This window comes from Amycolatopsis sp. NPDC098790 (genome assembly GCF_044759945.1).
In the GTDB taxonomy this organism is placed as follows: domain Bacteria; phylum Actinomycetota; class Actinomycetes; order Mycobacteriales; family Pseudonocardiaceae; genus Amycolatopsis.
Genome location: NZ_JBIWAI010000007.1, coordinates 128,674 through 154,605 on the forward strand (window position 1 = coordinate 128,674; position 25,932 = coordinate 154,605).

23 protein-coding genes are annotated in these 25,932 nt (G+C 71.0%); 8 read left to right on the forward strand and 15 right to left on the reverse strand.

What is annotated here, in order from left to right:
* Positions 1–3 precede the first annotated feature (3 nt).
* Both ACIQWX_RS41415 and aceB read right to left on the reverse strand, forming a co-directional pair.
* Positions 4–1,191, reverse strand: a complete 1,188-nt coding sequence (locus ACIQWX_RS41415) for a DUF6986 family protein (protein WP_400883502.1) — start codon at positions 1,189–1,191, stop codon at positions 4–6.
* A complete protein-coding gene (gene aceB / locus ACIQWX_RS41420; protein ID WP_400883505.1) occupies positions 1,191–2,768 on the reverse strand; it encodes a malate synthase A in 1,578 nt (525 codons plus the stop codon). The genes ACIQWX_RS41415 and aceB overlap by 1 nt, the downstream gene beginning before the upstream one ends.
* Before the next feature lie 113 nt (positions 2,769–2,881).
* Between aceB and ACIQWX_RS41425 the strand changes: the two genes are divergently transcribed.
* Both ACIQWX_RS41425 and ACIQWX_RS41430 read left to right on the forward strand, forming a co-directional pair.
* A complete protein-coding gene (locus ACIQWX_RS41425; RefSeq protein ID WP_400883508.1) occupies positions 2,882–3,658 on the forward strand; it encodes an IclR family transcriptional regulator in 777 nt (258 codons plus the stop codon).
* 43 nt (positions 3,659–3,701) lie between these two features.
* On the forward strand, positions 3,702–3,956 hold the full coding sequence (locus tag ACIQWX_RS41430; RefSeq protein ID WP_400883511.1) for a hypothetical protein: 255 nt from the start codon (positions 3,702–3,704) through the stop codon (positions 3,954–3,956).
* Between the two features lie 4 nt (positions 3,957–3,960).
* Here the strand turns inward: ACIQWX_RS41430 and ACIQWX_RS41435 are convergent, their stop codons facing one another.
* Together ACIQWX_RS41435 and ftsY are read right to left on the reverse strand one after the other, a co-directional pair.
* On the reverse strand, positions 3,961–4,461 hold the full coding sequence (locus ACIQWX_RS41435) for a GNAT family N-acetyltransferase (RefSeq protein WP_400883514.1): 501 nt from the start codon (positions 4,459–4,461) through the stop codon (positions 3,961–3,963).
* Between the two features lie 46 nt (positions 4,462–4,507).
* A complete protein-coding gene (gene ftsY, locus ACIQWX_RS41440; protein WP_400883517.1) occupies positions 4,508–5,797 on the reverse strand; it encodes a signal recognition particle-docking protein FtsY in 1,290 nt (429 codons plus the stop codon).
* Between the two features lie 140 nt (positions 5,798–5,937).
* Here ftsY and ACIQWX_RS41445 point away from each other — a divergent pair, with 140 nt between their 5' ends.
* From ACIQWX_RS41445 to ACIQWX_RS41455, 3 genes are all read left to right on the forward strand, one after another.
* The gene (locus ACIQWX_RS41445) at positions 5,938–7,152 is read left to right on the forward strand and encodes an anhydro-N-acetylmuramic acid kinase (RefSeq protein WP_400883519.1); all 1,215 of its coding nucleotides are present in this window, start codon (positions 5,938–5,940) and stop codon (positions 7,150–7,152) included.
* A gap of 9 nt (positions 7,153–7,161) precedes the next feature.
* On the forward strand, positions 7,162–8,730 hold the full coding sequence (locus ACIQWX_RS41450) for a sodium:solute symporter (protein WP_400883521.1): 1,569 nt from the start codon (positions 7,162–7,164) through the stop codon (positions 8,728–8,730).
* A gap of 86 nt (positions 8,731–8,816) precedes the next feature.
* Positions 8,817–9,317, forward strand: a complete 501-nt coding sequence (locus tag ACIQWX_RS41455) for a DUF3455 domain-containing protein (protein WP_400883523.1) — start codon at positions 8,817–8,819, stop codon at positions 9,315–9,317.
* 206 nt (positions 9,318–9,523) lie between these two features.
* On the opposite strand, the gene ACIQWX_RS41460 is transcribed toward ACIQWX_RS41455, so the two are convergent.
* The gene (locus ACIQWX_RS41460; protein ID WP_400883525.1) at positions 9,524–10,324 is read right to left on the reverse strand and encodes a TolB family protein; all 801 of its coding nucleotides are present in this window, start codon (positions 10,322–10,324) and stop codon (positions 9,524–9,526) included.
* Between the two features lie 138 nt (positions 10,325–10,462).
* Here ACIQWX_RS41460 and ACIQWX_RS41465 point away from each other — a divergent pair, with 138 nt between their 5' ends.
* The gene (locus tag ACIQWX_RS41465) at positions 10,463–10,687 is read left to right on the forward strand and encodes a hypothetical protein (protein ID WP_400883528.1); all 225 of its coding nucleotides are present in this window, start codon (positions 10,463–10,465) and stop codon (positions 10,685–10,687) included.
* Positions 10,688–10,693: 6 nt separating this feature from the next.
* Here ACIQWX_RS41465 and smc read toward each other — a convergent pair whose 3' ends face one another.
* Both smc and ACIQWX_RS41475 read right to left on the reverse strand, forming a co-directional pair.
* Complete coding sequence (gene smc / locus ACIQWX_RS41470) at positions 10,694–14,296, reverse strand: chromosome segregation protein SMC (protein WP_400883531.1); 3,603 nt, start codon at positions 14,294–14,296, stop codon at positions 10,694–10,696.
* A gap of 102 nt (positions 14,297–14,398) precedes the next feature.
* Positions 14,399–14,686, reverse strand: a complete 288-nt coding sequence (locus ACIQWX_RS41475; RefSeq protein ID WP_400883533.1) for an acylphosphatase — start codon at positions 14,684–14,686, stop codon at positions 14,399–14,401.
* Positions 14,687–14,873: 187 nt separating this feature from the next.
* On the opposite strand from ACIQWX_RS41475, the gene ACIQWX_RS41480 reads away from it, so the two are divergent.
* Positions 14,874–15,482 (forward strand): hypothetical protein, encoded by a 609-nt coding sequence (locus ACIQWX_RS41480; RefSeq protein ID WP_400883536.1) that lies wholly within the window; start codon positions 14,874–14,876, stop codon positions 15,480–15,482.
* A gap of 87 nt (positions 15,483–15,569) precedes the next feature.
* On the opposite strand, the gene ACIQWX_RS41485 is transcribed toward ACIQWX_RS41480, so the two are convergent.
* The 8 genes from ACIQWX_RS41485 to kdpF are packed head-to-tail and all read right to left on the reverse strand — an operon-like array spanning position 15,570 to position 23,684.
* Positions 15,570–15,758 (reverse strand): hypothetical protein, encoded by a 189-nt coding sequence (locus ACIQWX_RS41485; protein ID WP_400883539.1) that lies wholly within the window; start codon positions 15,756–15,758, stop codon positions 15,570–15,572.
* A 33-nt stretch (positions 15,759–15,791) separates the two neighbouring features.
* A complete protein-coding gene (locus tag ACIQWX_RS41490) occupies positions 15,792–16,019 on the reverse strand; it encodes a hypothetical protein (RefSeq protein WP_400883541.1) in 228 nt (75 codons plus the stop codon).
* A gap of 21 nt (positions 16,020–16,040) precedes the next feature.
* The gene (locus ACIQWX_RS41495; protein WP_400883544.1) at positions 16,041–16,739 is read right to left on the reverse strand and encodes a response regulator; all 699 of its coding nucleotides are present in this window, start codon (positions 16,737–16,739) and stop codon (positions 16,041–16,043) included.
* Entirely contained in the window at positions 16,736–19,264 is a 2,529-nt protein-coding gene (locus ACIQWX_RS41500; RefSeq protein WP_400883546.1) for a DUF4118 domain-containing protein, read from the reverse strand. The genes ACIQWX_RS41495 and ACIQWX_RS41500 overlap by 4 nt, the downstream gene beginning before the upstream one ends.
* Positions 19,265–19,268: 4 nt before the next feature.
* Positions 19,269–19,880 (reverse strand): potassium-transporting ATPase subunit C, encoded by a 612-nt coding sequence (locus tag ACIQWX_RS41505; RefSeq protein ID WP_400883548.1) that lies wholly within the window; start codon positions 19,878–19,880, stop codon positions 19,269–19,271.
* A 5-nt stretch (positions 19,881–19,885) separates the two neighbouring features.
* Positions 19,886–21,934, reverse strand: a complete 2,049-nt coding sequence (gene kdpB / locus ACIQWX_RS41510; protein ID WP_400883551.1) for a potassium-transporting ATPase subunit KdpB — start codon at positions 21,932–21,934, stop codon at positions 19,886–19,888.
* Positions 21,931–23,592 carry a potassium-transporting ATPase subunit KdpA gene (gene kdpA / locus ACIQWX_RS41515; RefSeq protein ID WP_400883553.1) on the reverse strand — a complete coding sequence of 554 codons (1,662 nt, stop codon included), beginning with the start codon at positions 23,590–23,592 and terminating at the stop codon, positions 21,931–21,933. The genes kdpB and kdpA overlap by 4 nt, the downstream gene beginning before the upstream one ends.
* Positions 23,592–23,684, reverse strand: a complete 93-nt coding sequence (kdpF, locus tag ACIQWX_RS41520) for a K(+)-transporting ATPase subunit F (protein WP_257921303.1) — start codon at positions 23,682–23,684, stop codon at positions 23,592–23,594. Before kdpF ends, kdpA begins: the two co-directional genes overlap by 1 nt.
* 403 nt (positions 23,685–24,087) lie before the next feature.
* On the opposite strand from kdpF, the gene asnB reads away from it, so the two are divergent.
* A complete protein-coding gene (asnB, locus tag ACIQWX_RS41525) occupies positions 24,088–25,929 on the forward strand; it encodes an asparagine synthase (glutamine-hydrolyzing) (RefSeq protein ID WP_400883558.1) in 1,842 nt (613 codons plus the stop codon).
* Positions 25,930–25,932: the final 3 nt, after the last annotated feature.

Genomic DNA, 25,932 nt, shown 5'->3' on the forward strand with positions numbered 1-25,932 from the left:
CCCTCACGCGAGCCGCAGCGCGTACTTCTCCAGCTCCGGCCGTCCGAACGACAGCTCGCCCTCGTCCAGCGCGCCGCAGTCCAGCCCGCGCAGCAGGTACACCGCCAACGCCTGCGCGGTCGCCGGTTCGTCCAGGACTCCCCCGGCCTGCTTGTCCGCATACGCCCGCAACCGCTCCAACGCGACCGCGGACCCCGAGCGGTAGAACGCGTACGTCGCCGCGAAGCGCGTCGGCAGCTGGTGCGGGTGCAGGTCCCAGCCCTGGTAGAACCCGCGTTCCAGGGACCGGCGGACCAGCCTGAGGTGCTCGGACCACGCGTCCGGGAGTGCGTCCCCGATCGGGAGCTTGTTGGTCGATCCGTCCGACAGCCGGACGCCCGTGCCCGCCGCCGCGACCTGCATCAGGCCCTTCGCCAGGTCCGCCGCCGGGTGCTCCATGCTCTGGTACGCCGCCGCGATGCCCAGGCCCGCGCTGTAGTCGTACGTCCCGTAGTGCAGCCCCCAACAACGCCCCTCGGCGGCCTGCACGATGCGCGGCACCGCGAGCGTCCCGTCGATGTCCACAATGGACTGGGACGTCTCGATCTGGACCTCGAACCGCAGCGTCCTGTCGGCGAGCCCGTACGCGGATTCCAACCGCGACAACACTTCCGCGGCCACCGACACCTGCTCGATCGCCGTCACCTTCGGGAGCGTCACGACGAACCCCGGCGGCAGCGGCCCGTTCTCCAGGAGCCCCGTGAGGAAGAGGTCCAGGGTGCGGATCCCCCGCCGGCGCGTCGCCGCTTCGAAGCTCTTGAAGCGGATGCCCGAGAACGGCGTCCCGCCGGTCGTCGCCAGGGTCTGGCCGGCCGCGAGCGCCGCCGCGTCCTCGACGTCGTCGGCGACGCGGCCGTAGCCGTCCTCGAAGTCGATGCGCAGGTCCTCGATCGGCTCGGTCAGCAGCTTCGCCCGGACGCGTTCGTACACGTCCGCGTCGACGCCGAGGAGGTCGCCGTGCTCGATGAACACGCGCATCGCCTGCTTGCCCCAGTCGGCGACCAGGCGCGTCTTGTACCGCGACGCCGGGACGTACACCGTGTGCACCGGCTGCCGCCCCGGCCGCTCCCCCGGGTACGCCGCCGCGACGCGCGCGTCGGCCTCGGCCAAGCGCGCGTCGGCGGCGTCGTAGACGTCCTCGGGCAGCCGCACTACTTGATCCGCTCGTACGCGGGCAGCGTCAGGAAGTCCGGGAACTCGTCGGCCAGCGCGACCTGCTCGAACAGCTCGATCGCCGGCAGCAGCTTGTCGGCCGGGACCTCCCGGGCCAGCTCGCCGCGCACGTCGGTCAGCACGCCGCGGACCAGCTCCTTCGTCACGACGTCGCCGGTGTCCAGGGTGGTCCCGTTCTTGACCCACTGCCAGATCTGCGAGCGCGAGATCTCCGCCGTCGCCGCGTCTTCCATCAGGTTGTGGATCGCCGCCGCGCCGTTGCCGCCGAGCCAGGACGCGATGTAGCGGACGCCGACGTCGACCGCGGCGCGCAGGCCGGCCGCCGTCGCGCCGCCCGGCGTCGAGGCGACGTCGAGCAGCTGGTCGGCGGTGACGCTCACCTCATCGCGGGTGCGGCCGAGCTGGTTCGGCTCGTCGCCGAGGACCTTGTCGAATTCCTCCTTGCAGAGCTCGACCATGCCCGGGTGCGCGACCCAGGAGCCGTCGAAGCCGTCGCCGGCCTCGCGCGACTTGTCCGCGTGCACCTTGTCGAAGGCGCCCTTGTTGACCTCGGGGTCCTTGCTCGGGATGAACGCGGCCATGCCGCCGATCGCGAACGCGCCGCGCTTGTGGCACGTGCGCACGAGCAGCTCGGTGTAGGCCCGCATGAAGGGCGCGGTCATGGTGACGGAGTTGCGGTCCGGCAGCACGAACTTCTCGCCCGCGTCGCGGAAGTACTTGATCACGCTGAACAGGTAGTCCCAGCGGCCGGCGTTGAGGCCCGACGCGTGCTCGCGCAGCTCGTAGAGGATTTCCTCCATCTCGAACGCGGCCGGGATCGTCTCGATCAGCACGGTCGCGCGGATGGTGCCGTGCTCGATGCCGAGTGTCTTCTCGGCGTGGGTGAAGACGTCGTTCCAGAGCCGCGCTTCGAGGTGGCTCTCCATCTTCGGGAGGTAGTAGTACGGGCCCTTGCCGCGCTCGATCAGCTCGGCCGCGTTGTGGAAGAAGTGCAGGCCGAAGTCGACGAGCGCGCCGACGGCCTCGCGGCCGCCGAAGGACAGGCCGCGCTCGGGCAGGTGCCAGCCGCGCGGGCGGACCACGATCGTGGCGTGCTCGACGTCGTCCTTGAGCGCGTAGCTCTTGCCGCCGCTCTCCAGCGTGATCGTCTCGCGGACGGCGTCGTACAGGTTGACCTGGCCGGAGACGACGTTCGCCCAGTGCGGCGTGTTGGCGTCCTCAAGGTCGGCGAGCCAGACCTTCGCGCCGGAGTTGAGCGCGTTGATGGTCATCTTGCGGCTGGTCGGCCCGGTGATCTCGACGCGGCGGTCCCGCAGCGCCGGCGGGGCGCCGGCGACCTGCCAGTCGCCCTCGCGGATCTCCTTGGTCTCCGGCAGGAAGTTGAGCCTGCCGGTGGTCCGGGCCTCCTCGCGCCGCTTGCTGCGCGCCTGGAGCAGCTCGTCGCGGCGGGCGGCGAAGGCGTCGTGCAGGCCGGCGAGGAAGGCGAGCGCCTCCGTGGTGAGGATCTCGTCGCCGCGCTCGACCGGCTCGCCCAGCACCTGGACTTCAGAAGACATGGGGAAACACCTCGAAGGTTCGGAATCTTGGATAACGGCCCTACGGTTTTCTACCAGCCGGACTATAGTTTCTGCATAGCGGAACCTCAACGCCGACGTAAGGAGGGCCACCGGTGGCAGCGGAGAAGAACGGGCGCGACGGCGGCGTCCAGTCCCTGCAGCGCGCCTTCGAGCTGCTGGAACACCTCGCGGACACCGGCGGCGAAGCCAGCCTGTCCGAGCTGGCGACCCTGTCCGGGCTGCCGATGCCGACGATCCACCGGCTCATCCGCACCCTGGTCGACCTCGGGTACGTCCGGCAGAACACCAACCGCCGCTACGCGCTGGGCGCGCGGCTCATCAGGTTGGGCGAGAACGCGAGCATGCAGTTCGGCGCGTGGGCGCGGCCGCTGCTGGCGGAGCTGGTCGAGGAGGTCGGCGAGACGGCGAACCTGGCGGTCCTGGAGCGCGACGAGGTCGTGTACGTGTCCCAGGTGCCTTCGAAGCACTCGATGCGGATGTTCACCGAGGTCGGCCGGCGGCTGCTGCCGCACGGCACCGGGGTGGGCAAGGCGATGCTGGCGCACCTGCCCGAGTCGGACGTGCGGGCGTTGCTTTCGCGGACGGGCATGCCCGCGTACACCGAGCACACGTTCACCGACCCGGACGCACTGGCGGTCGAGCTTTCGCGGATCGCTTCGCAAGGGTACGCGCTGGACGAGGCCGAGCAGGAGCTGGGGGTCCGGTGCGTCGCGGTGGCGGTGCCGGGCGCGCCGGTGCCGGCGGCGGTTTCGGTGTCGGGCCCGTCGGGCCGGCTGACCGCCGAGGCGGTGGCGCACATCGCCCCGGCGGTGCAGCGGGTGGCCGACGCACTGGGCGCGAGCCTGTCCCAGTCGGCGGTGACGGTGTAACCAGGAGTGAGCACGGATCACTCTTTGCGATACCGTGAGAGCCATGTCGGCCCCGCTCCGAGACGCCCGCCGAGCTGAGATCCAGCGGATCCTGGGAGAGCAGAAGACCCTGCTCGATGACCTGCTCGATGCTCAGCAGGACATCGGTCGACAGCTGGGATGTGTCGGTGACCACCCAGGTAGCGTCGCGGATCGATTGGGCGGCCTCGCACAGACGATGGACCGCGGATTCGCCGAGGTGGAGGAGCGAATCGAGCACGTGGTTCGGTTACTTCAGCGGCTCGTCGAGAAGGACTGACCGCTTACTCCAGTTCGCCGGCCAGCAGGTCCATCAGCAGGCCGTCGTGCCAGGTGCCGTCCGGGGCTCGCTCGTAGTTGCGCATCAAGCCGACCGGGCGGAATCCCACCTTCGTGTACACCCGGATCGCCGTCTCGTTGGACGCCGCCGGGTCGATCGTCAGCCGGTGGTGGCCGTGGTCCAGCAAGTGGCGGGCCAACGTGCGCAGCGCGTCCGTGCCGACGCCGCGGCCGTGGAAGTCCGGGTGCACCGAGATGTCGATGCCCGCGTGCTTGTACTGCGGGTCGAGCTCCTCGCAGCTCTGGATCAGGCCGACGACTTCGCCGTCCAGCTCGATGACGTAGGGCGAGTAGCCGTCCTCGACGGTGTAGAGGCCTTCGGTCTCCTGGTCCGGGTCGCCCCACCAGCGGGCGACTTCGGGCGTGGCGAGGATTTCGCGCGCACGCGGGCGGTCGGCGGCCGCGATCGGGCGCAGCCGCACGTGGTCACCGAAGAGGGTCGTCACAAACCAGGGATTCTCCGCCGCGACACCCCGCCCGTCACGCGGTTTTCTAGCCCAGCAGGGCGTCCACGAACGCGCCCGGCTCGAACGGCGCCAGGTCGTCCGGGCCCTCACCCAGCCCGACGAGCTTCACCGGCACGCCCAGCTCCTTCTGGACCTGGAACACGATCCCGCCCTTCGCGGTCCCGTCCAGCTTGGTCAGCACGATGCCCGTCACGTCGATCACCTCGGCGAACACCCGGGCCTGCATCAACCCGTTCTGGCCCGTCGTCGCGTCCAGGACCAGCAGCACCTCGTCGACCTTCGCCTGCTTCTCCACGACGCGCTTGACCTTGCCCAGCTCGTCCATCAGGCCCGTCTTCGTGTGCAGGCGGCCCGCCGTGTCGACCAGGACCGCGTCCACGCCCGTGTCCACGCCGCGCTTGACCGCGTCGAACGCCACCGCCGCCGGGTCCGCGCCCTCCTTGCCGCGGACGACCTCGGCGCCCACGCGCTCGGCCCACGTCTGGAGCTGGTCGGCCGCGGCCGCGCGGAACGTGTCCGCCGCGCCCAGCACCACCGTCTTCTCCTGGGCCACCAGGACCCGGGCCAGCTTGCCCGTGGTCGTCGTCTTGCCCGTGCCGTTCACGCCCGCCACCAGGACCACCGCCGGCTGCTTCTTGCCGTCGACGATGTGCGGCAGCGCCCGGACCGCACGCTCGGAGTCCGTCGACAGCTGCGCCGTCAGGACCTCGTGCAGCACCTCGCGTGCCTCGGCCGACGAGCGGATCGCGCGCCGGGACAGCTCGTCGCGCAGGCGCTCGACGATCTGGGTCGTGGTGGCCGCGCCCAGGTCGGCCATCAGCAGCGTGTCTTCGACGTCCTGCCAGGAGTCTTCGTCGAGGTCACCCGCGCCGAGCAGGCCCAGCAGGCTCGTCCCGAACACCGAACGCGACTTCGACAGCCGGCCGCGCAGCCGCTCGATGCGGCCCGTCGCCGGCTCGATGTCCTCGACGACCAGAGCGGCCGAAGCGGCCGGGGCTTCCGGAGGCGCTTCGGGCAGCTTGACGTCGCGGACCGTGCGCTGCGGCGAATCGCGCGGCACGGCGGCGTCGTCGCCCACGGCAGGCTGGCCGTCGGTCTCCGGCCGGTCCTCGACGGGGTGCTCGACCTCCGTGCCGCCGGGTGCGAGCGCGATGCCCCCGCTGGCCGCGTAGGAGCCGCCCTTCGGCTTCTCCTCGACCTCGCGCTTGGCGTCCAGGCTGATCCGGCGCTTGCGCGCGACCAGCAGACCGGTCACCAGGATGGCGACCAGCACGACGACGGCGACGACTACGAACAGGAACCAGGTGCTCGACACGCGCCCATCCTTTCATCCGCACCGCGGCGTGCCGGACACCCCGTCCGCACAGGCAATTCGCAACGATGTTGATCCCGATTGGGCCAAGACTTCACCACGTGGGTTGCGTCACACGCCGTACCTGCACTAAACCCCTCCGGATGGGGAAAAGCGCGAGCCACGGGTTCCGGGTGATCGGGCTGCTTTCGGGCACGTCGGTCGACGGCATCGACGTGGCCGCGGCCGACCTGCACGCCGAGGACGACACGGTGGTCCTGACACCGCTGGGCGAGCTTGAGATCCCCTATCCGGAACCGCTGCGCGAGGCGCTCCTGGCCGCGCTGCCTCCGAACCCCTGCACCGCCGGCGAGCTGACGCGGCTCGACACCGGCGTCGGGCAGGCGTTCGCCGACGCGGCCGCCCGCGGTGCCGAAGAGCTGGCCGGCGGCAGTGCCGACCTCGTCGCCTCCCTCGGCCAGACGGTGTTCCACTGGGTCGAGGACGGCCACGTCCGCGGCACGCTGCAGCTGGGCCAGCCCGCCTGGATCGCCGAGCGCACCGGGCTGCCGGTGGTCGCCGACCTGCGGGCCCGCGACGTCGCCGCGGGCGGCCACGGCGCTCCCCTGGCCAGCACGCTCGACCAGCTGTGGCTGCGCGGCCTGGCCCAGGACGCCGGCCACCCGGTCGCCGCGCTCAACCTCGGCGGGATCGCGAACATCACGGTCGTCGCGCGAGACGAGCCGGCGATCGCCTACGACACCGGGCCCGCCAACGCCCTGCTCGACGTCGCCGCGTACCGGGTCAGCGGGCAGCGCAGCGACGTCGACGGGCGGCTCGCGTTCGGCGGTTCGGTGCGCTCGGACCTGCTCGTCCGGCTGCTCGCCGACCCGTACTTCGCCGCCGCGCCGCCGAAGTCGACCGGCAAGGAGCACTTCAACGCGCCCTACCTCGACGCCGCTCTCGCCGGCCTGCCGCCGGTGGAGCCCGGCGACCTGCTCGCGACGCTGACGGAGTTCACCGCGGTGACCGTCGCCGGCGAGTGCCTGCGCCACGGCGTCACGACGGTCGTCGCGTCCGGCGGCGGGGTCGCGAACCCGGCGCTGGTGACGGCGCTGGCGCGGAACCTGGGGGCGTCCGCGGTGCTCAAGACCAGCGACGACCTCGGCCTGCCCGGTGCCGGCAAGGAGGCGTACCTGACCGCGCTGCTGGGCTGGCTCACCTGGTGCGGCGCGCCGGGTACGGTGCCGTCGGCGACCGGTGCCCGCGGGCCGCGCCTGCTCGGCGCGCTCGTCCCGGGCGCCGGGCCCCTGATCCTTCCCGCCCCGCTGGGGGGCACCGTGACGCGGTTGCGAGTCGCGGAGAAGGTACGACAGTAGGAGAAGTCCATGCGCGGTGTTGACCTCGCGATCATCGTGGTCTACCTGGCGGCGATGCCGCTGATAGGCGTGCTCGTCGGCCGCAAGCAACGGTCGGCGGCCGACTACTTCGTCGGCGAGCGCAGCCTGCCGTGGGGCGCGGTGATGCTGTCCGTGGTGGCCACGGAGACCTCGACGCTGACCGTGATCAGCACGCCGGGCCTCGTGTTCGGCAACGCGTTCCTGTTCCTGCAGCTGGCCTTCGGCTACATCATCGGCCGCGTCATCGCCGCGTTCGTGCTGCTGCCGCGGTACTTCCGCGGCAACCTCGTGAGCGCGTACGCGTTCCTGGGCAAGCGGTTCGGCTCGGGCCTGCAGGGCACGGCGTCGGTGACGTTCGTGATCACGCGGCTGCTGGCCGAGGGCGTGCGCCTGTTCGCCGGCGCGATCCCGATCAAGGTGATCCTCGGGCACTACAACATCCACCTCGACTACTGGGTCATCGTGGTGATCCTGACCGCGCTGACGCTGATCTACGCCTACATCGGCGGGATCAAGGCGGTCGTCTGGGTCGACGTCATCCAGCTGTCGCTCTACCTCGGCGGCGCCGCGGTGGCCGCGATCGTGCTGCTGAACAAGCTGCCGGGCGACTGGATGACGCAGGCGTCCGACGACGGCAAGTTCATGCTCGTCGACTTCACGAAGAACCTCCTGACCAGCCCGTACGCCTTCATCACGGCGGTGCTCGGCGGCGCGGCGCTGTCCATGGCTTCGCACGGCGCCGACCAGCTGATCGCGCAGCGGCTGATGGCCACGCGCAGCCTGCGCGACGGCCAGAAGGCACTCATCGGCAGTGGCATCATCGTCACCATCCAGTTCGCGCTGTTCCTGCTGGTCGGGGCGATGCTGTGGGTGTTCAACGGCCGCAAGTCGGTCGCGCAGCTGGGCCTGCAGAGCCCGGACGACGTGTTCTCGCGGTTCATCATCGACGACCTCCCGGTCGGCGTGTCCGGCCTGCTCATCGCGGGTGTCCTCGCGTCGACCATGGGTGCGCTCGCGTCCGCGCTCAACGCCCTCTCGACGTCCACGGTGGCCGACCTCTACCAGCGCTTCACCAAGCGCTCGCCGGAGGATTCGAAGCTGCTGCAGCACGGTCGCATGTGGACCCTGATCTGGGCGGTCGTGTTCGCGGTGTTCGCGTCGCTGTTCTCCACCACGAAGAACTCGGTCATCGAGCTGGGCCTGGCGATCACCGGGTACACCTACGGCGCGCTGCTCGGGTCGTTCCTGCTCGGCCTGCTGATCAAGAAGGCGCGGCAGGTGGACGCGATCATCGCGTTCGTCGCCACGGTCGTGGTGATGGCGTTCGTCATCCTCGGGGTGAAGTTCAGCGCGAAGACCGGCGGGCTGCTCGGCATCGACTTCAGCAAGGCGGCCGGCGACAAGGTCGCGCTGGCCTACCCCTGGTACACGCTGCTGGGCGTGGTGATCACGCTGGTCGTGGGCGGGTTGCTCTCCCTGCGGCACCGGACGCCGGACCCGAAGGCGGCCGAAGCCGAAGCCGCCGGCGAGGCGGAAGCGGAAGTCCCCGCCGCCTGATCCTTCTGAACCGTTTCCGGCGGGCGCCCGTGTCGGTGTGCGGGAGCCCGCCGAGAAGCGGCGGGAGGACTTCGAAGGTGGACTTCATGAAGCGGATGACGGTGGCGCTCGCGGTCGGCGCCCTCCTCGTGGGCGGCGCGGCGACGGCTTCGGCGACCCCGGCCGGCGCGAAGGTGCCGGCCGCGATCAAGGTGCCGGCCGGCAACGTGGCGCTCGCGAGCTACCCGGCCGAAGGCGTGCAGATCTACGGCTGCACGGCCGGCGCGTGGACGCTGATCCAGCCCGCGGCGGTGCTCACCAGACACGGCAAGCCGGTGGCCCTGCACAGCAAGGGTCCGGTGTGGACGTCCGTTGTGGACGGCAGCACGGTCGGCGCGGCGGCGGCCGCCAACTCCCCGCGCGAGGGCGCGATCCCGGAGCTGCTGCTCAAGGCGAACCTGAACACCGGCACCGGGATCTTCGGCAAGGTGACCTACATCCAGCGGCTGAACACCCGCGGCGGCGTGGCCCCGGCCGGGACCTGCACGGATGGTGCGCAGACCGCGGTGCGCTACTCGGCCGACTACGCCTTCTGGGTCGCCGGCTGACGCGCCCAGTCCGGCGAGAAATCGGCGTCTTCGCCCGAGGAGAACGGGTGCATCCCGGTCCCCCGCCGGGTCATGGTCCAGATGTGCAAGCCGTGGGCGGGACTGCGCTGGGCGAAGGCGATCTCGCCGGCGCCGGGTGACCAGGTCGGGGTGAAGCTGGACGTCCCGTCGCCTCGGACCTCGTTGCGGGTGACGAGGTGGATGCGCTACTCGCAGTCACGACCGGGCCGGCAGCTCGCCGGCACGGTGGCGATGTCCTGGATCGGCTCGGTGTGGGCGCCACCGTGGGTTTCGAACACGATCAAGCCCGCGGTGCCACCCATGCGGTTCGGCGAGATCTCGGGGTGGTCGGCGCTGAGCGCCCACGGCGTCAGCTGCCGGACGTCCCGGCCGTCGTCGCCCATCCTGAACACGGCCGTGGTACCGGTGGCGTTGTCCACCCGGACGAACACCAGGAACGATCCCGTCGGGGAGTACCGAGCGCGGCAGTCCTCGAACGCGCCGTCGATGCCCGGCTGCGACAGCCGCCGGACGTGCCTTCCGTCCAGGTCGGCGGTGTACAGCACCGCCGAGGCGGCGTTGCCGTCCACGAAGGGGCCGACGACCCGGCTGAACGTGAGGTGACGGCCGTCGGGCGTCCACGCCGGGAGGACGTCGACGGCGCAGGGGTCGACGCAGCCGGTGTCGACGACGCGTTCGCTTCCGCGTCCGTCGGCGCGGACGACGACGAGCCGGGTCGACCCGTCGGGCAGGTCACGTTCGAAGACGACCTGCGAGCCATCCGGGGAAACCTGCGGGGTGAGATCCGCGGCCCCGGCGGGCGGCCGGCTCAGCCGCGTCACCTGCCCGCCGGGACGATCGGCCCGGACGACCGCCGCGGAGGACTCCGACTGCCTCGTCCACACCAGGAAGCCGCGGTCGGGTGACCACGCCGCAGCCGCCGCGGCGGAGGGGAACGCGGCGAGGACGAGCACCGCGGTGAGCACCACAGCCGAGCATCGCCGCATGGCAGCCTCCAGCGTCGCAGCGTGCCTGGCCGCCGGGACGCGGCCGGTCGCCACCGGGTGAGTCGGGCGAGCCGTGGCAAATGTTTCGCGGCCCGCCCTCCCGCTCCCGTAACCTCGGAGCGGGAGAGGGGGTCTCACATGGGGTTCTTCATCGGGATCGGCGCCGTCCTGCTCGTGGTGCTCGTCATCGCGCTGGTCATGGACCGCGGCGACCGCAAGCGCGGCGTCAAGCGGGGCATGATGACGCCACGCGGGCGCCGGCCGCGGATCGACGACGCCACCCACATCGGCAACGATCTCGGTACCTACGAGCCGCGTGTGCGGGGTGAAGACCGGCGCGCGCCGCGCGAGGACGAGATGTGACCCGGGTCAGCTGACCGGGACCGGCTCTTCCTCGGCCGTGCGCAGGCGCTGCGAGATCACCTTCGTGATGCCGTCGCCCTGCATGCTCACGCCGTAGAGCGCGTCGGCGATCTCCATGGTCGGCTTCTGGTGGGTGATGATGATCAGCTGCGACGAGTCGCGCAGCTGCTCCAGCAGCCCGATCAGCCGGCGCATGTTGGTGTCGTCCAACGCGGCCTCGACCTCGTCCATCACGTAGAAGGGTGAGGGACGGGCGCGGAAGATCGCGACGAGCATGCCCACCGCGACCAGCGACTTCTCGCCACCGGAGAGCAGCGACAGCCGCTTGACCTTCTTGCCCGGCGGGCGCGCTTCGACGTCGACGCCGGTGGCCAGCAGGTCGTCCGGCTCGGTGAGGACCATCCGGCCCTCGCCGCCGGGGAAGAGCACGCCGAAGACCGTCTCGAATTCGCGGGCGACGTCGGCGTACGCGCCGGCGAAGACCTCGAGGATCTTCTCGTCGACCTGCTTGATGACGGCTTCGAGGTCCTTGCGGGTGTCCTTGAGGTCTTCCAGCTGCGTCGAAAGGAACTTGTACCGCTCCTCCAGGGCCGCGAACTCCTCCAGCGCGAGCGGGTTCACCTTGCCCAGCAGGGAAAGGTCCTTCTCGGCGCGCTTGGCGCGGCGGGCCTGCGTGTCGCGGTCGTAGGGCATGGGCGGCGGCGGGGTGACGTCTTCGCCGCGTTCCTTGGCCGCCTCGTACTCGGCCATCTCGCCCGCGCTCGGCGGGACCGGCACGTCCGGGCCGTACTCCTGCACCAGATCCGCGAGGCCGATGCCGAAGTCCTCCGCGATCTTCGCTTCGAGCGTCTCCAGGCGCAGGCGCTGCTCGGCGCGCAGGACCTCGTCGCGGTGGACGGCGTCGGTCAGCTTCTCCAGCTCGCCGGTCAGCTCGCGGACCTTGGCGCGGACGCCGGTCAGTGCCTGTTCGCGGCTCTGGCGGCGGGCCTGGACCTGGTCGCGTTCGGTGGCTGCGCGCTGGACGGAGTGCTCGATGCGGTCGAGGGCGATCTCGCCGCCGTTGACGACGGCGTTGGCGATCTCGGCGCCGCGTTTGCGGGCCGTGGCGGCGCGCTCGGCGCGTTCCCGGGCCTGCTGCTCGGCGTGCGCGGCGCGGCGGAGGCCCTCGGCCTTGCCGGCGATGCTGCGCGCCCGCTCTTCGGCGGTGCGTTGCGCGAGCCGCGCTTCCATCTCCTCCTGCCGGACGACGGCCAGCTCTTCGACGGCGGCGTCGCGCTCGGCGGTGTCCGGGTCGTCCTCGACGGGCTGCTCGGCGACGGCGGCGAGGCGTTCCTCCAGCTCGGCGAGCTGGGCGAGGGCTTGCTCGCGGCTCTGCTCGACCTTCGCGCGCTGCCCGGCGAAGCGTTCGACCTCGGCCTGGGCCTGGCGGGCCGCCTGCTGCAGCCGGTTGAGCCGCTCCGACGACCGCGCCTTGCGGACTTTGGCCTCGCCGAGGGCGTCCTTGGCCTGTGACACCTCTTCGCGACGCGCTTGCTGCTCGGCGCGGGCGCCTTCCAGCTCGGCCGCGTAGCGCTCCAGCGAGCGTTCGGCCGTGCGGAGCCGGTCCCCCGCCTCGTCGACGGCGGCCTGGACCTCGATGACGCTCTCGCGCTTGCCCGAGCCGCCGATCGCCCAGCGGGCGCCGAAGACGTCGCCTTCGGCGGTGACCGCCCGAACCTCCGGGTGTACCGCGACGAGGTGGCGTGCGGCGTCCAGGTCCCGCACCAGGGCGAGCTTCTCGAGGGCCTGCTCGACGGCGGGCCGCAGCTGCGCGGGCGCCGTGACGACCTCGCGCGCCCACCGCGCGCCTTCCGGCAGCGACGGCCACGAGTAGGTGTCCACAGTGGACTCCAAACCGCCGAGCAGGATGCCCGCGCGGCCGGAGTCCGTTTCCTTCAAGTACTTCAGGGCGCGCAGGGCGTCTTCGCCGCCGGTGACGGCGACCGCGTCGGCCACCGGGCCGAGCGCCGCGGCCAGCGCGACCTCGTAGCCGGGCTCGACGGTGAGCAGCGCGGCGACCGAGCCGAGCAGGCCCGGCAGCTCGTGGGACGCGCCGAGCAGCGCGCCCGCGCCGTCCTTGCGCCGCAGGCCCATCGACAGCGCCTCGACGCGCGCCTTCTCCGACGCGATCTCGCGCTCGGCCGCGCGTTCGGCCTTGACCAGCTCTTCGACGCGCGCCTTGGCCGCGTTGTTGGCCTCCACCGCGCGGTCGTGGCGGTCCATCAGGCCGGCGTCGTCGGACTCCTCGACACCGCCCTCGGCCTTGGCCATTTCCAGCTCTTCGACGGCGATTTCGGCGCGCTCGGCGGCCTCTTCGAGGGAGACGCTGAGGCGGTCGATCTCGTCGGAGGTGGCGCCGTTCTTGCTGCGCAGCGCCTCGACCTGGCCGGTCAGCTTGGCCATGCCCTCGCGGCGGTCGGCGATGGCGCGGACGGCGGCCCAGTGCGCGCGCTCGGCGGCCTGGACGCGCTGTTCGAGGTCTTCGCGGCGCAGCACGGTCTGGGCGAGCAGCTCGCGGGCCTCCATGACGGCCTCGTTGAGCTCTTCTTCCTGCTCGGCGACGCGCTCGGCCTCTTCGAGCAGTTCTTCGGGGTCGCGGCCGCCGGTCGACGTCGAGACGTCGGCGGAGAGGTGGCGCTGCCGCTCGATGGCGAGGCGGACGGTGCCGCGGAGGCGCTCGGCCAGCGCGGACAGCTTGTACCAGGTCTCCTGCGCGGTCTGCAGGAGCGGAGCGTCCTCGGCCAGCGAAGCCTCCAGCTCGGCTTCCTCGGCGGAGACGAGCTCGAGGTGCTGCTCGACCTCGGCGCGGCGCAGGCGGGCCGTCTTCTCGTCGGCTTCGTCGCGCTCGATGGTGGTCCGCTGGGTGACCAGGTCGTCGGCGAGCAGGCGCAGGCGGGAGTCGCGCAGCTCGGACTGGACGGACTGGGCCTTGCGGGCGATCTCGGCCTGCTTGCCCAGCGGCTTGAGCTGGCGGCGCAGCTCGGTGGTCAGGTCGCCGAGGCGGTCGAGGTTGCCCTGCATGTTGGCCAGCTTGCGCAGGGTCTGTTCCTTGCGCTTGCGGTGCTTGAGGACGCCGGCGGCCTCTTCGATGAAGGCGCGGCGCTCTTCGGGCTTGGACTCGAGGATCGCCGAGAGCTGGCCCTGCCCGACGATGACGTGCATCTCGCGGCCGATGCCGGAGTCCGAGAGCAGCTCCTGGACGTCCATCAGGCGGCAGCGGTCGCCGTTGATCTCGTACTCGCTGGCGCCGTCGCGGAACATCCGGCGGGTGATCGACACCTCGGCGTACTCGATGGGGAGCGCGCCGTCGGCGTTGTCGATGGTGAGGGTGACCTCGGCGCGGCCGAGCGGGGCACGGCCCGCGGTGCCGGCGAAGATGACGTCCTCCATCTTGCCGCCGCGCAGGTCCTTGGCACCCTGGGTGCCCATGACCCAGCGCAGGGCGTCCAGCACGTTGGACTTGCCGGAGCCGTTCGGCCCGACCACGCAGGTGATGCCCGGCTCGAAGCGCAGCGTCGTGGCCGAGGCGAAGGACTTGAAGCCCTTGAGCGTCAGGCTTTTCAGGTGCACTGGGTGGTGGCCCCTCTGGCTGCCGGTACGGGCGGTTCAATCGTCCCAGGCTACCCGGGGGCCCCGGCGGGCCGCCGGACGCGCCCCTCATCGGCGCGGCCGCTACCGCTCGAAGAAGCCGCTGAGTCCCCCTTTCGGGTCAGACCAGCGCTCGACGACGGTCTCCACACTTCCGGGTGATTCTCCGGACCGCAGGGCGGCGAGCAACCGCTCACAGTGGTTTCGATCACCCTCCGCTATGACCTCGACACGCCCGTCGGGCATGTTGCGCGCACTGCCCACCAGCCCCAGTTCGAGCGCCCGGCTCCGGGTCCACCAGCGGAAACCGACACCTTGGACGCGACCGCGCACCCACGCCGTCAACCGCGTGTTCGTTTGTTCCTCACTCACGCTTTCATCCTTTCCGGACACTCCGACTGCGCACAGTGATCGCGCAGGCCCACTACCTGGGCGAATGCGGCACCGACGGTGATAGCCTCGCCGCCGAGGTCGTCCTCCCGGGTTCCCCCGCCCGGGAACGCAGTGATCGATTCACGGCCTCCCACCGCGCCTCTCCCGAACCCCCGAGGAGCCTGCAATGTCCCGCCCCGACGGGCCGCACGTGACCAGGGTCGACACCGCCCCGCCGAAGAGCAGCAAACCGAACCGCACCGGGTACGTCGTGCTCGGGGTGGCCGGCCTGGTGGTCGCGACCGCGTTCGCCGCGGTCGCCGAGCTCGCCGGCCCGGACCTCGCCAGCACCGCGGGCGGCACCGGCGGCACCGGCGGCCAGGGCACCTCGCAGGCCGGCCTCCAGACGGTCCCGAACACGCCGTCGTCCAGCGGCCCGTCGACCGTGGGCGCGCCGTCGAGCGAGTCGGCGACGACGTCGTCGAGCGCGCCGACGACGGTGGTGTCGGTCAGCCCGGACGGCAAGACGACGACCACGGTGGTCACCCACGCCGACCCGCCCCCGCCGCCCCGCAGCGACACGGGCGGCAACCCGCCCCCGGTGACTTCGACGACGCCAAAGCCGCCGGCCAGCACGACGACGCCCAAGCCGCCGACCACGACGCCGGACCCCACGACATCGCCCGACCCCACGACAACGCCGCCGTCGAGTGGCGGCACGAGCACCGGTGGGGCACCGTCGCCGACCTCGACCAACTCCTCGACCGCGGGCGGAAGCACTACCCGCGCGCAGTAGGAAAGACTCGAAGGCCACCGTTCCGGCGGTGGCCTTCGGCATGTCCAGGCCGAGACTCGAGCGGGGTACGAGCCGAACGTCCGGCTGTCAGCCGCGGATCCGGCGTCGCAGGGTGTCCGCGTAGTAACCCGCGAGGGCCGGGCCGATCCCGAAGAGACCGTGAGCCCACGGTTCCTCGCTGCCGATCAAGGCCGCGACCGCCACGCCGACGAGGTACCCGATCGCCGTCAACGCCAGCACGATCGCGATCGTCGAGCCGACCGTGCGCTTCTTCACCCCAGTAACCGTCATTCCCAGTTCACTCCCGGATCAGCGACGGCGTCGCAGGCGGTGGGCGAACAACGCCCACAGGTACACCGTCAACAGGGCACCCGCGCCGGCCGCGGCCACCCGCAGCCACGTCACCCCGCTCACGCCGCCCTCGAACGCCGTGAGCAGCCAGCCGAAGGCGCCGAACGTCGCTCCCACCGCCAGCGTCAGCACGACCACCGGCGGGATGCGCTCACCGCCGCGCAGCCACGTCTTCGTCCCGTCCATGCCGGTGGGGTACCCAGCCGCCTAGACCTCGAAGCGGTAGCCCATCCCCGGCTCGGTCAGCAGGTGGCGGGGCCGCGACGGCTCCGGCTCCAGCTTGCGCCGCAGCTGGGCCAGGTACACCCGCAGGTAGTGCGACTCCGTCTCGTACGACGGTCCCCACACCTCGTGCAGCAGCTGCTTCTGCGCCACCAGCCGGCCGCGGTTGCGGACCAGCAGCTCCAGCACGCCCCACTCGGTCTTCGTCAGGTGGACTTCCGAACCGTCGGCGAGGCGGACGCGCTTGGCCGCGAGGTCCACGCTGAACGACGACGTGTCCACCACCGCGTCGACGTCGTCCGCGCCGGTCACCGCCGAGCGGCGGACCGCCGCGCGCAGCCGGGCCAGCAGCTCGTCCATGCCGAACGGCTTCGTGACGTAGTCGTCCGCGCCCGCGTCGAGGGCCTGGACCTTGTCCGCCGAGTCGCCGCGGGCCGACAGCACGATGATCGGGACGGTCGTCCACCCGCGCAGCCCGGCGATCACCTCCGTGCCGTCCAGGTCCGGCAGGCCGAGGTCCAGGACCACCACGTCCGGCTTGGTCTCGGCCACCGCCTTCAGCGCGGCCGTGCCGTCGTGCGCGGTGATCACCTTGTAGCCGCGGGCGTTGAGGTTGATCCGCAGTGCCCGCACGATCTGCGGCTCGTCGTCCACCACCAGCACGGTGGCCCCCGGGTCGCTCATCGCACCCCCTCTTCCTCGTACTCGACGCTGAACGCGGGCAGCGAGACCACGATCGTGAGCCCGCCGCCCGGGGTGTCCTCGGCGCGGATCGTGCCGCCCATCGCCTCGGTGAACCCCTTCGCCACCGACAACCCGAGCCCGACGCCCGGCGTCGTGTCGCGGTCGCCGCCCAGGCGCTGGAACGGCGCGAACGCCGAGTCCGCCGCGCCCTTGCGCAGCCCCTTGCCGTGGTCGACGATCCGCAGCTCGACGAACCCCGAGTGCGCCGAAGCCCGCGCGGACACCGGCGAACCGCCGTGGCGCAGGGCGTTGTCCAGGACGTTCGCCACCACCCGCTCCAGCAGCCCCGGGTCGGCGAGCACCGCCGGGAGCTGGTCGTCCACGGCCACCCGCACGTCGTCCGACGCGTCCACATTAGACAAGGCGTGCGCGACGACCTCGTCGTAGCCCACGGGACGCAGGTGCGGCCGCACCGCACCGGTGGCCAGCCGCGACGAGTCCAGGAGGTTGTCGATCAGCCCCGCGAGCCGGTCGGCCGACAGCTCGATGGCCTCCATCAGCTCCGCGGTGTCCTCTTCGGACAGTTCGAGGTCGGGCGCGCGCAGGCTGCCGATCGACGCCTTGATCGACGTCAGCGGCGTCCGGAGGTCGTGGCCGACGGCCGAAAGCAGCGTCGTGCGCAGCTCGGTCGCCTCGGCCTTGCGCTCGGCGCGGGCCGCGGCGGCCGCCGACCGCTGCTGGCGCAGGGCGAGCAACGCCTGTCCCGCCACGGCTTCCAGCACCCGCCGGTCGGCCGCGGGCAGCGTCCGGCCGCGCAGGGTCAGGTGGACGTCCGCGGTGACGGCGATGTCGACGTCGGCCTCGTCGGGGTCGGCGCACGGGCGCTCCCCCGCACACGCCACCGCCTGCCACTCGCCTTCCTGTTTTTCCAGCAGTGTCACCGAAGTCAGCGCGAAGTTCTCCCGCACCTTCTCCAGCAGCCGCTCGATCGGGTTCGCGTGGGTCAGCACGGTCTTCGCGTAGGAGGCGAGCAGCGCCGCCTCGGTCCGCGCCCGCGCCGCCTGCGTGGCCCGGCGCGCCGCCTGGTCGACGACCAGGGCGACGAGCACCGCGACCACGACCATCGCGATCAGCGTCACCAGGTTCTGCGGCGTGTGCACGGTCAGCGTGTACAGCGGCGGCGTGAAGAAGAAGTTGAGCAGCCCGGCGCCGAGCACGGCCGCGAGCAGCGCCGGGCCGAGCCCGCCGACCAGCGCGACGACGACCGTGGCCAGCACGTAGGAGATGACGTCGGTGGCGAAGTCGAGGCCGGCCGGGATGAAGAAGCCGACGACGGTCACCAGCACCGGCAGCACGATGCTGAGCACCCAGCCCGAGACCAGCCGCGAAAACCCCAGCGGGCTCGTGCCGAGCCGGGCCCGCAGCCGCCCGCCCGCTTCGGCGTGGGTGACCATGTGGACGTCGATCGCCCCGGACTGCCGCACGACCCCGGCGCCGATGCCCTCGTCGAACAGCCGCGCCACACGGGAGCGCCGCGAGGTGCCGATCACCAGCTGGGTCGCGTTGACCCCGCGGGCGAAGTCGAGCAGCGCGGTCGGGACGTCGTCGCCGACGACGGTGTGGAAGGTGGCGCCGACCTCTTCGGCCAGGGTCCGGCAGCGGGCGATCGCGGCCGGCCCGAGCCCGGACAAGCCGTCGCCGCGCAGGATGTGCACGACCTGCAGCTCGGCGCCGGCGCGGGTGGCGATCCGGCTGGCGCGGCGGATCAGCGTCTCGCTCTCCGGGCCGCCGGTGATCGAGACGACGACGCGTTCGCGCGCCTCCCACGTGTCGGTGATCCGCTGCTCGGCCCGGTAGCGCTGGAGGGCGACGTCCACCTGGTCGGCCACCCAGAGCAGGGCCAGCTCGCGCAACGCCGTCAGGTTGCCGGGGCGGAAGTAGTTGCCGAGGGCGGCGTCGATCCGCTCGGCCGGGTAGACGTTGCCGTGCGCGAGCCGCCGTCGCAGCGCCTCGGGCGTGATGTCGACCAGCTCGAGCTGTTCCGCGCGGCGGACGACCTCGTCCGGCACGGTCTCCTGCTGGGTGACGCCGGTGATCCGCTCGACGACGTCGTTGAGGCTCTGCAGGTGCTGCACGTTGACCGTGGACAGGACGTCGATACCCGCTTCGAGGAGGTCCTCGACGTCCTGCCAGCGCTTGGCGTTGCGTGAGCCCGGCACGTTCGTGTGCGCGAGTTCGTCGACGACCGCGACCTCGGGCGCGCGGGCGAGGACGGCGTCGACGTCCATCTCGTCGAACGCGCGGCCGCGGTGGTCGGCGTGCCGCCGCGGGACGGTCTCGAGGCCGTCGAGGAGCGCCGCGGTCTTCTCGCGGCCGTGCGTCTCGACCAGCCCGACGACGACGTCGGTGCCGCGGTCGGAGCGCCGACGTGCTTCGCCGAGCATGGCGAACGTCTTGCCGACGCCCGGAGCCGCGCCGAGGTAGATCCTCAGCTCCCCTCGGCGCGGCTTGTTCGCGGTGGTCACGCTGTCAGTGTGCCCCTCCGGCCGCGGCTCGCACGGCCAAGTTGAGCGGGAGCACATCCACCCCCGGCACCCCGATCCCGGCACCCGAAGTGTTTGCTTCGATCAGCTGCTTCACCCGATCGAGCGGAAGACCGGTGTTCCGCGCGACCCGCGCGGCCTGCAGGTCCGCGTAGGCGACGCTGATCGCCGGGTCGAGGCCGGAGCCCGACGCGGTGACGGCGTCCGGCGGCACCTGGTCGGGTGTCACGCCTTCGCGCTGGGCGATGGCCGCCCGCCGCTCTTCGATCGTCTTCACGAGGTCCTCGTTGTACGGGCCCTTGTTGGACGCGCCGGAGGTCGACGGGTCGCCGGGGCCGAGCGCGTCCTTCGACAGCGCCGACGGCCGGTTGTGGAACCACGGGTCGTGCGCCGGGTCGGCGGGCACCGGGTCGACGCCGATGAGCGACGACCCGACGGCCTGGCCGTTCTGCGTGACGACCGACCCCTCGGCGTTCGACTCGAGGCCGGGGATCCGGGCGACCGCCCACACGGCGAGGGGGTAGAGGATCCCGAGCAGAACGGTCATGACGAGCAGGACGCGCAGCCCCGCCCAGGTCTGCTTGACGAGCGTGTTCACGGACTTCACCCAATTCCGGGGATGAGGCGCACGAGCAGGTCGATCAGCCAGATCCCGAGGAAGGGGCTGACGATCCCGCCGAGGCCGTAGACGAGCAGGTTGCGGCGCAGCAGGGCCGAGGCCGACGACGGCTTGTACCGCACACCGCGCAGGGCCAGGGGGATCAGCACGACGATGATCAGCGCGTTGAAGATGACCGCGGAGAGGATCGCCGACTTCGGCGTGGCCAGGTGCATGATGTTCAGCCCGCCCAGCTGGGCGTAGATACCGGTGAACATCGCGGGCAGGATGGCGAAGTACTTGGCCAGGTCGTTGGCGACGCTGAACGTGGTCAGCGCGCCGCGCGTGATCAGCAACTGCTTGCCGATCTCGACGATCTCGATCAGCTTCGTCGGGTCGCTGTCGAGGTCGACCATGTTCCCGGCCTCCTTGGCGGCCGAGGTGCCGGTGTTCATCGCGACGCCGACGTCGGCCTGCGCGAGCGCGGGGGCGTCGTTGGTGCCGTCGCCGGTCATCGCGACGAGCCGGCCGCCTTCCTGCTCCTTCTTGATCAGGGCCATCTTGTCTTCGGGCTTGGCCTCGGCGAGGAAGTCGTCGACGCCGGCGTCCGCGGCGATGGCCTTCGCGGTGAGCGGGTTGTCGCCGGTGATCATCACCGTCTTGATGCCCATCGCGCGCAGCTCTTCGAAGCGCTCCTTCATACCCGGCTTGACGACGTCGGACAGCCGGATCACGCCGCGCACCACGGTGTCCTCCGCGACGACGAGCGGAGTGCCGCCCTGCGCGCTGATCTCGTCGACCACGCGCTCGGTCTCGTCGGGGAAGCCGCCGCCGTTGTCGCGCACCCACGCGCGGACAGCTGAAGCCGCACCCTTGCGGATCCGCCGGTCCCCGATGTCGATGCCGCTCATCCGGGTCTGCGCGGTGAAGGGGACGAATTCGCCTTGTTCGTCTTGGCCCGCGTGGTCCTCGGTCAGCTCGACGACACTGCGTCCTTCGGGCGTTTCGTCGGCCAGGCTGGCCAGCCGGGCGGCGCGCGCCAGTTCCTCCGGTGTGGACGTTCCGACCGGGATCAGCTCGGTCGCGCGGCGGTTGCCGAAGGTGATCGTGCCGGTCTTGTCGAGCAGCAACGTCGAGACGTCGCCGGCGGCTTCGACCGCGCGGCCGCTGGTCGCGAGGACGTTGCGCTGCACCAGGCGGTCCATGCCCGCGATGCCGATGGCGCTCAGCAACGCGCCGATCGTCGTCGGGATCAGGCAAACGAGCAACGCGGTCAGGACGATCACCGACTGCTCGGACCCCGAGTACCGGGCCATCGGCTGCAGTGCGACGACCGCGAGCAGGAAGATGATGGTCAACGTCGAGAGCAGGATCGTCAGCGCGATCTCGTTCGGCGTCTTCTGCCGCGAAGCGCCTTCCACCAACGCGATCATGCGGTCCACGAAGGACTCGCCGGGTTTGGTGGTGATGCGCACGACGATCCGGTCGCTCAGCACGGTCGTGCCGCCGGTGACGGCGCTGCGGTCGCCGCCGGACTCGCGGATGACCGGGGCGGACTCGCCGGTGATGGCCGACTCGTCGACGGTCGCGATGCCCTCGACGACGTCGCCGTCACCCGGGATCACCTGGCCCGCTTCGACGACGACCAGGTCGCCGACCTTCAGCTCTACGCCGGGTACCTGTTCTTCGGAGCCGGTCGCGGTGAGCCGGCGGGCGACCGTCTCCTTCTTCGACCGTCGCAGGCTTTCGGCTTGGGCCTTGCCGCGTCCTTCGGCGACGGCTTCGGCGAGGTTCGCGAAGAGGACCGTGAACCACAGCCAGACGGCGATCAGGATGGTGAACACGCTCGGGTCGGTGACCGCGAAGACCGTGGTCAGCGCGGATCCCACCCACACCACGAACATCACCGGGTTGCCGAGCTGGTGCTTGGGGTTGAGCTTCCGGAAGGCGTCCGGCAGCGACGTCCAGAGCTGGCGGGGGCTGAACACCCCGGCGCCGACCCGGCTGGTGGTTTCGGCGGGAGTCACCTGGGGTCGTTCTTCGGTGACGGTCATGCGAGTGCCTCCGCGATGGGCCCGAGCGCGAGCGCCGGGATGAACGTGAGGGCCGCGACGAGCACCACCGTGCCGGTGAGCATGGTGGCGAACAGCGGCCCGGTGGTGGGCAGGGTGCCTGCGGTTTCGGGCACCTTGCGTTGCGCGGCCAGGGAACCGGCCAGGCAGAGCACGGCGACGATCGGGATGAACCGGCCGAAGGCCATGGCGACGCCGAACGAGGACTGGAACCAGTCGTTCGTCGCGGTCAGGCCGCCGAAGGCGCTGCCGTTGTTGTTGCCGGTGGACGCGTAGCCGTAGAGGATTTCCGACAGGCCGTGCGCGCCGCCGTTGCCGAGCGCGCCCGCTGTATTCGGCAGCAGCAACGCGATCCCGGAACCGAGGAGCACGACGGTCGGCATGGCGAGCATGGCGATGGCCGCGCAGGTGACCTCGCGCTTGCCGAGCTTCTTGCCCAGGTACTCCGGCGTGCGCCCGACCATCAGGCCGGCCAGGAACATCGCGATGATCGCCATGACGAGGATGCCGTAGAGACCGGTGCCGACGCCGCCGGGCGAGATCTCGCCGTACAGCATGTTGAGCAGCGGTCCCCCGCCGCCGAGGCCGGACAGGCTGTCGTGGGCGCCGTTGACCGCGCCGGTCGAGGTGCCCGTGGTGGTGTCGGCGAAGATCGACGTCAACCCGATGCCGAACCGCTGTTCCTTGCCCTCCATGCTCGCGCCCGCGGCCAGCGCCGCCGGGTTGCTCGCGTTGGCTTCGGAGAACCAGATGAGGGCCAGCGACGCCGCCCAGAGCAGGCCCATCACGCCGAGCAGGACGTACCCCTGCTTGGGCTTGCCGACGAGCTTGCCGAACGCGCGGGTCAGGCTGACCGGGATGACCAGGATCAGGAACAGCTCGATCAGGTTGGTCCAGGCGTTCGGGTTCTCGAACGGGTGCGCGGAGTTGGCGTTGAGGATGCCACCGCCGTTGGTGCCCAGCTCCTTGATCACCTCCTGGCTCGCGGCCGGGGCCAGCGCGATGGTGCTGTGGCTGCCGTCCGGGTTGGTGACGGCGACGCCGGCTTTGAGGCTCTGCACGACACCCAAGGCCACGAGCACGAGCGCGAACACGAAGGCCATCGGCAGCAGGACGCGGACCGTGCCGCGCGTCAGGTCCACCCAGAAGTTGCCGAGCCGGTCGGTCTTCGCGCGGACGAACCCGCGCGTCACGGCGATCGCCACGGCCAGGCCGACGCCCGCCGACAGGAAGTTCTGCACGGTCAGCCCGGCCATCTGCACGAAGTGGCCCATCGTCGTCTCGGGGACGTAGGACTGCCAGTTCGTGTTGGTGACGAACGAAACCGCCGTGTTGAACGCGACGGCCGGGCTCACCGAGCCGCGCCCCAGGTTCCACGGCAGCAGCGGCTGGAGCCGTTGCAGCAGGTAGAGCAGGACGATCGAGACGAACGAGAAGCCGAGCACGCCGGCGGCGTAGGTCGGCCACCGCTGCTCCGAGTCCGGGTTGACGCGGAAGAGCTTGTAGAGACCCTTCTCGAGCCTCAGGTGCTTCTCGGTGGAGAAGACGCGCGCCAGGTAGTCGCCGAGCGGTTTGTAGACCGCGGCGAGGGCGGCGAGGAGGAGGCCGAGCTGGATGAGCCCGGCCGTCGTGTCGGACATCAGAATTTCTCCGGCTTGATCAGCGCGACGAAGAGGTAACCGAGCAGGCCCAGCGCCAGCAGGCCGCCGACGATGTTGGCCGCGGCGCTCACAGCTTCTCCATCCCGCGCAGCGCCAGCGCGAGCACCACGAACACGCCGATCAGCAGGACGGCGTAGAGCAAGTCGGCCACAGGGCACCTCTCAAGACGGGTCACCGGGTTCGGTGACCGGACGCGTTCACTGTGCGGCTCCGGGACCCCGTCGCGACCCGCGGCTGACGGCGCCTTGATGCGTTCCTGACACCCGTTTACGCCGTCTTTATGGCCGGTGGCGGCCGTCACGCAAACGTTTGCCTCGTTGTCACTGCATGCAGTTGGTTAGTGACTCGCGACACAACGAGTGACGGAACAAGTGCGGAACGTGCAATTCGGGCAGACAAGATCTACAGCCCGTGTTACACCTGTGTTACCGATAGTTGTATCGGCTAAGCAAATCTTGGGAGAGGGGATCACCTATGTGCGGTATCGCCGGCTGGGTTTCCTACGACGCCGACCTCACCCGCCGCCAGGAAGTGGTCGACGCGATGACGGCGACCATGTCCTGCCGCGGCCCGGACGACGAGGGCACCTGGGTGCGCCGCAACGTCGCGCTCGGCCACCGGCGGCTGGCCATCATCGACCTGCCCGGCGGCCGGCAGCCGATGTCGGTGCGCACGCCGAACGGCGAGGTCGCGATGGTCTACAGCGGTGAGGCCTACAACTTCACCGAGCTGAAGGAAGAGCTGACGAAGCTCGGCCACAAGTGGGAGACCGACAGCGACACCGAGGTCGTGCTGCACGGCTACCTGCAGTGGGGCGACGAGGTCGTCGACCACCTCAACGGCATGTACGCCTTCGCGATCTGGGACGAGCGCGACGACCGGCTCGTCATGATCCGCGACCGGATGGGCATCAAGCCGTTCTACTACTACCCGACCCGCGACGGCGTCCTGTTCGGCTCCGAGCCGAAGGCGATCCTGGCCAACCCGCTCGCGAAGAAGGTCGTCGACCTCGACGGCTTCCGCGAGCTGGCCGGCTTCACCAAGCGGCCGGGCTGGTCGCTGTGGAAGGACATGGAAGAGGTCCAGCCGGGCACGATCGTCACCGTGTCCCGCGAGGGCATCAAGACCCGCACGTACTGGAAGCTGGACGCGAAGAAGCACACCGACGACCAGGAGACGACGGTCGCGCGCGTGCGCGAGCTGATGACCGACATCGTCAACCGCCAGCTCGTCGCGGACGTCCCGCGGTGCGTGCTGCTCTCGGGCGGCCTCGACTCCAGTGCCGTCACCGGTCTGGCCGCCGCGCGGCTGGCCGAGCAGGGCGAGCAGCTGCGGACGTTCTCCGTCGACTTCTTCGGCCAGGAGGAGAACTTCAAGCCGGACGAGATGCGCGACACCGCGGACTCGCCGTTCGTGCGGGACGTCGCCCAGCTGGTGAACTCCGCGCACGAGGACGTCATGCTCAACCCGGGCGACCTGACCGACCCCGAGGTCCGGCGCGCGGTGCTGCGGGCCCGGGACATCCCGGCCGGCCTCGGCGACATGGACACGTCGCTGTACCTGCTGTTCAAGGCGATCCGCGGCCAGTCGACGGTGGCGCTGTCGGGCGAGTCGGCCGACGAGGTGTTCGGCGGCTACCGCTGGTTCCACGACGAGAAGGCCGTCAACGCGGACACGTTCCCGTGGCTGGCGTTCCGCACGTCGATGATGGACGAGCGGTCGTCGCTGTACACGCCGGAGCTGGTCAAGAACCTCGACGTCGAGTCGTACGTCGCCGACCAGTACAAGACCGCGGTCGCGGGTGTGGAGCACCTCGACGGCGAGTCCGCTCTCGAGGCCCGGATGCGGACGATCTGCAACCTCCACCTGACCCGGTTCGTGCGGATGCTGCTCGACCGCAAGGACCGCGCGTCGATGGCGGTGGGCCTGGAGGTCCGCGTGCCGTTCTGCGACCACCGGCTGGTCGAGTACGTCTACAACACGCCGTGGTCGCTGAAGACGTTCGACGGCCGCGAGAAGAGCCTGCTGCGGCACGCCACCAAGCACGTGCTGCCGGAGTCGGTGGCCCAGCGGGTGAAGAGCCCCTACCCGTCGACGCAGGACCCGGGTTACGCGGCGGCGCTGCAGCAGCAGGTCAAGGAGGTGCTGGCCGAGCCGAAGCACGACGTGTTCGGCCTGGTCGACCGCGCGTGGGCGCACCGGGCGTCCGAAGTGGACTCGGCGACGATGGACCCGGCCATGCGCATCGGCCTGGACCGGGTGCTCGACCTGTACCACTGGATCGAGATGTACTCCCCCACGCTCGAGCTGTCCTGACGT

What these genes read in the sequence shown, in the direction of transcription:
- aceB (WP_400883505.1), bottom strand. Translation starts at nt 2,768, where the DNA reads ATGTCTTCTGAAGTCCAGGTGCTGGGCGAGCCGGTCGAGCGCGGCGAC.
- ACIQWX_RS41430 (WP_400883511.1), top strand. Translation starts at nt 3,702, where the DNA reads ATGTCGGCCCCGCTCCGAGACGCCCGCCGAGCTGAGATCCAGCGGATC.
- ACIQWX_RS41445 (WP_400883519.1), top strand. Translation starts at nt 5,938, where the DNA reads ATGGGGAAAAGCGCGAGCCACGGGTTCCGGGTGATCGGGCTGCTTTCG.
- ACIQWX_RS41450 (WP_400883521.1), top strand. Translation starts at nt 7,162, where the DNA reads ATGCGCGGTGTTGACCTCGCGATCATCGTGGTCTACCTGGCGGCGATG.
- ACIQWX_RS41455 (WP_400883523.1), top strand. Translation starts at nt 8,817, where the DNA reads ATGAAGCGGATGACGGTGGCGCTCGCGGTCGGCGCCCTCCTCGTGGGC.
- ACIQWX_RS41460 (WP_400883525.1), bottom strand. Translation starts at nt 10,324, where the DNA reads ATGCGGCGATGCTCGGCTGTGGTGCTCACCGCGGTGCTCGTCCTCGCC.
- ACIQWX_RS41465 (WP_400883528.1), top strand. Translation starts at nt 10,463, where the DNA reads ATGGGGTTCTTCATCGGGATCGGCGCCGTCCTGCTCGTGGTGCTCGTC.
- ACIQWX_RS41480 (WP_400883536.1), top strand. Translation starts at nt 14,874, where the DNA reads ATGTCCCGCCCCGACGGGCCGCACGTGACCAGGGTCGACACCGCCCCG.
- ACIQWX_RS41490 (WP_400883541.1), bottom strand. Translation starts at nt 16,019, where the DNA reads ATGGACGGGACGAAGACGTGGCTGCGCGGCGGTGAGCGCATCCCGCCG.
- ACIQWX_RS41495 (WP_400883544.1), bottom strand. Translation starts at nt 16,739, where the DNA reads ATGAGCGACCCGGGGGCCACCGTGCTGGTGGTGGACGACGAGCCGCAG.
- kdpB (WP_400883551.1), bottom strand. Translation starts at nt 21,934, where the DNA reads ATGACCGTCACCGAAGAACGACCCCAGGTGACTCCCGCCGAAACCACC.
- kdpA (WP_400883553.1), bottom strand. Translation starts at nt 23,592, where the DNA reads ATGTCCGACACGACGGCCGGGCTCATCCAGCTCGGCCTCCTCCTCGCC.
- asnB (WP_400883558.1), top strand. Translation starts at nt 24,088, where the DNA reads ATGTGCGGTATCGCCGGCTGGGTTTCCTACGACGCCGACCTCACCCGC.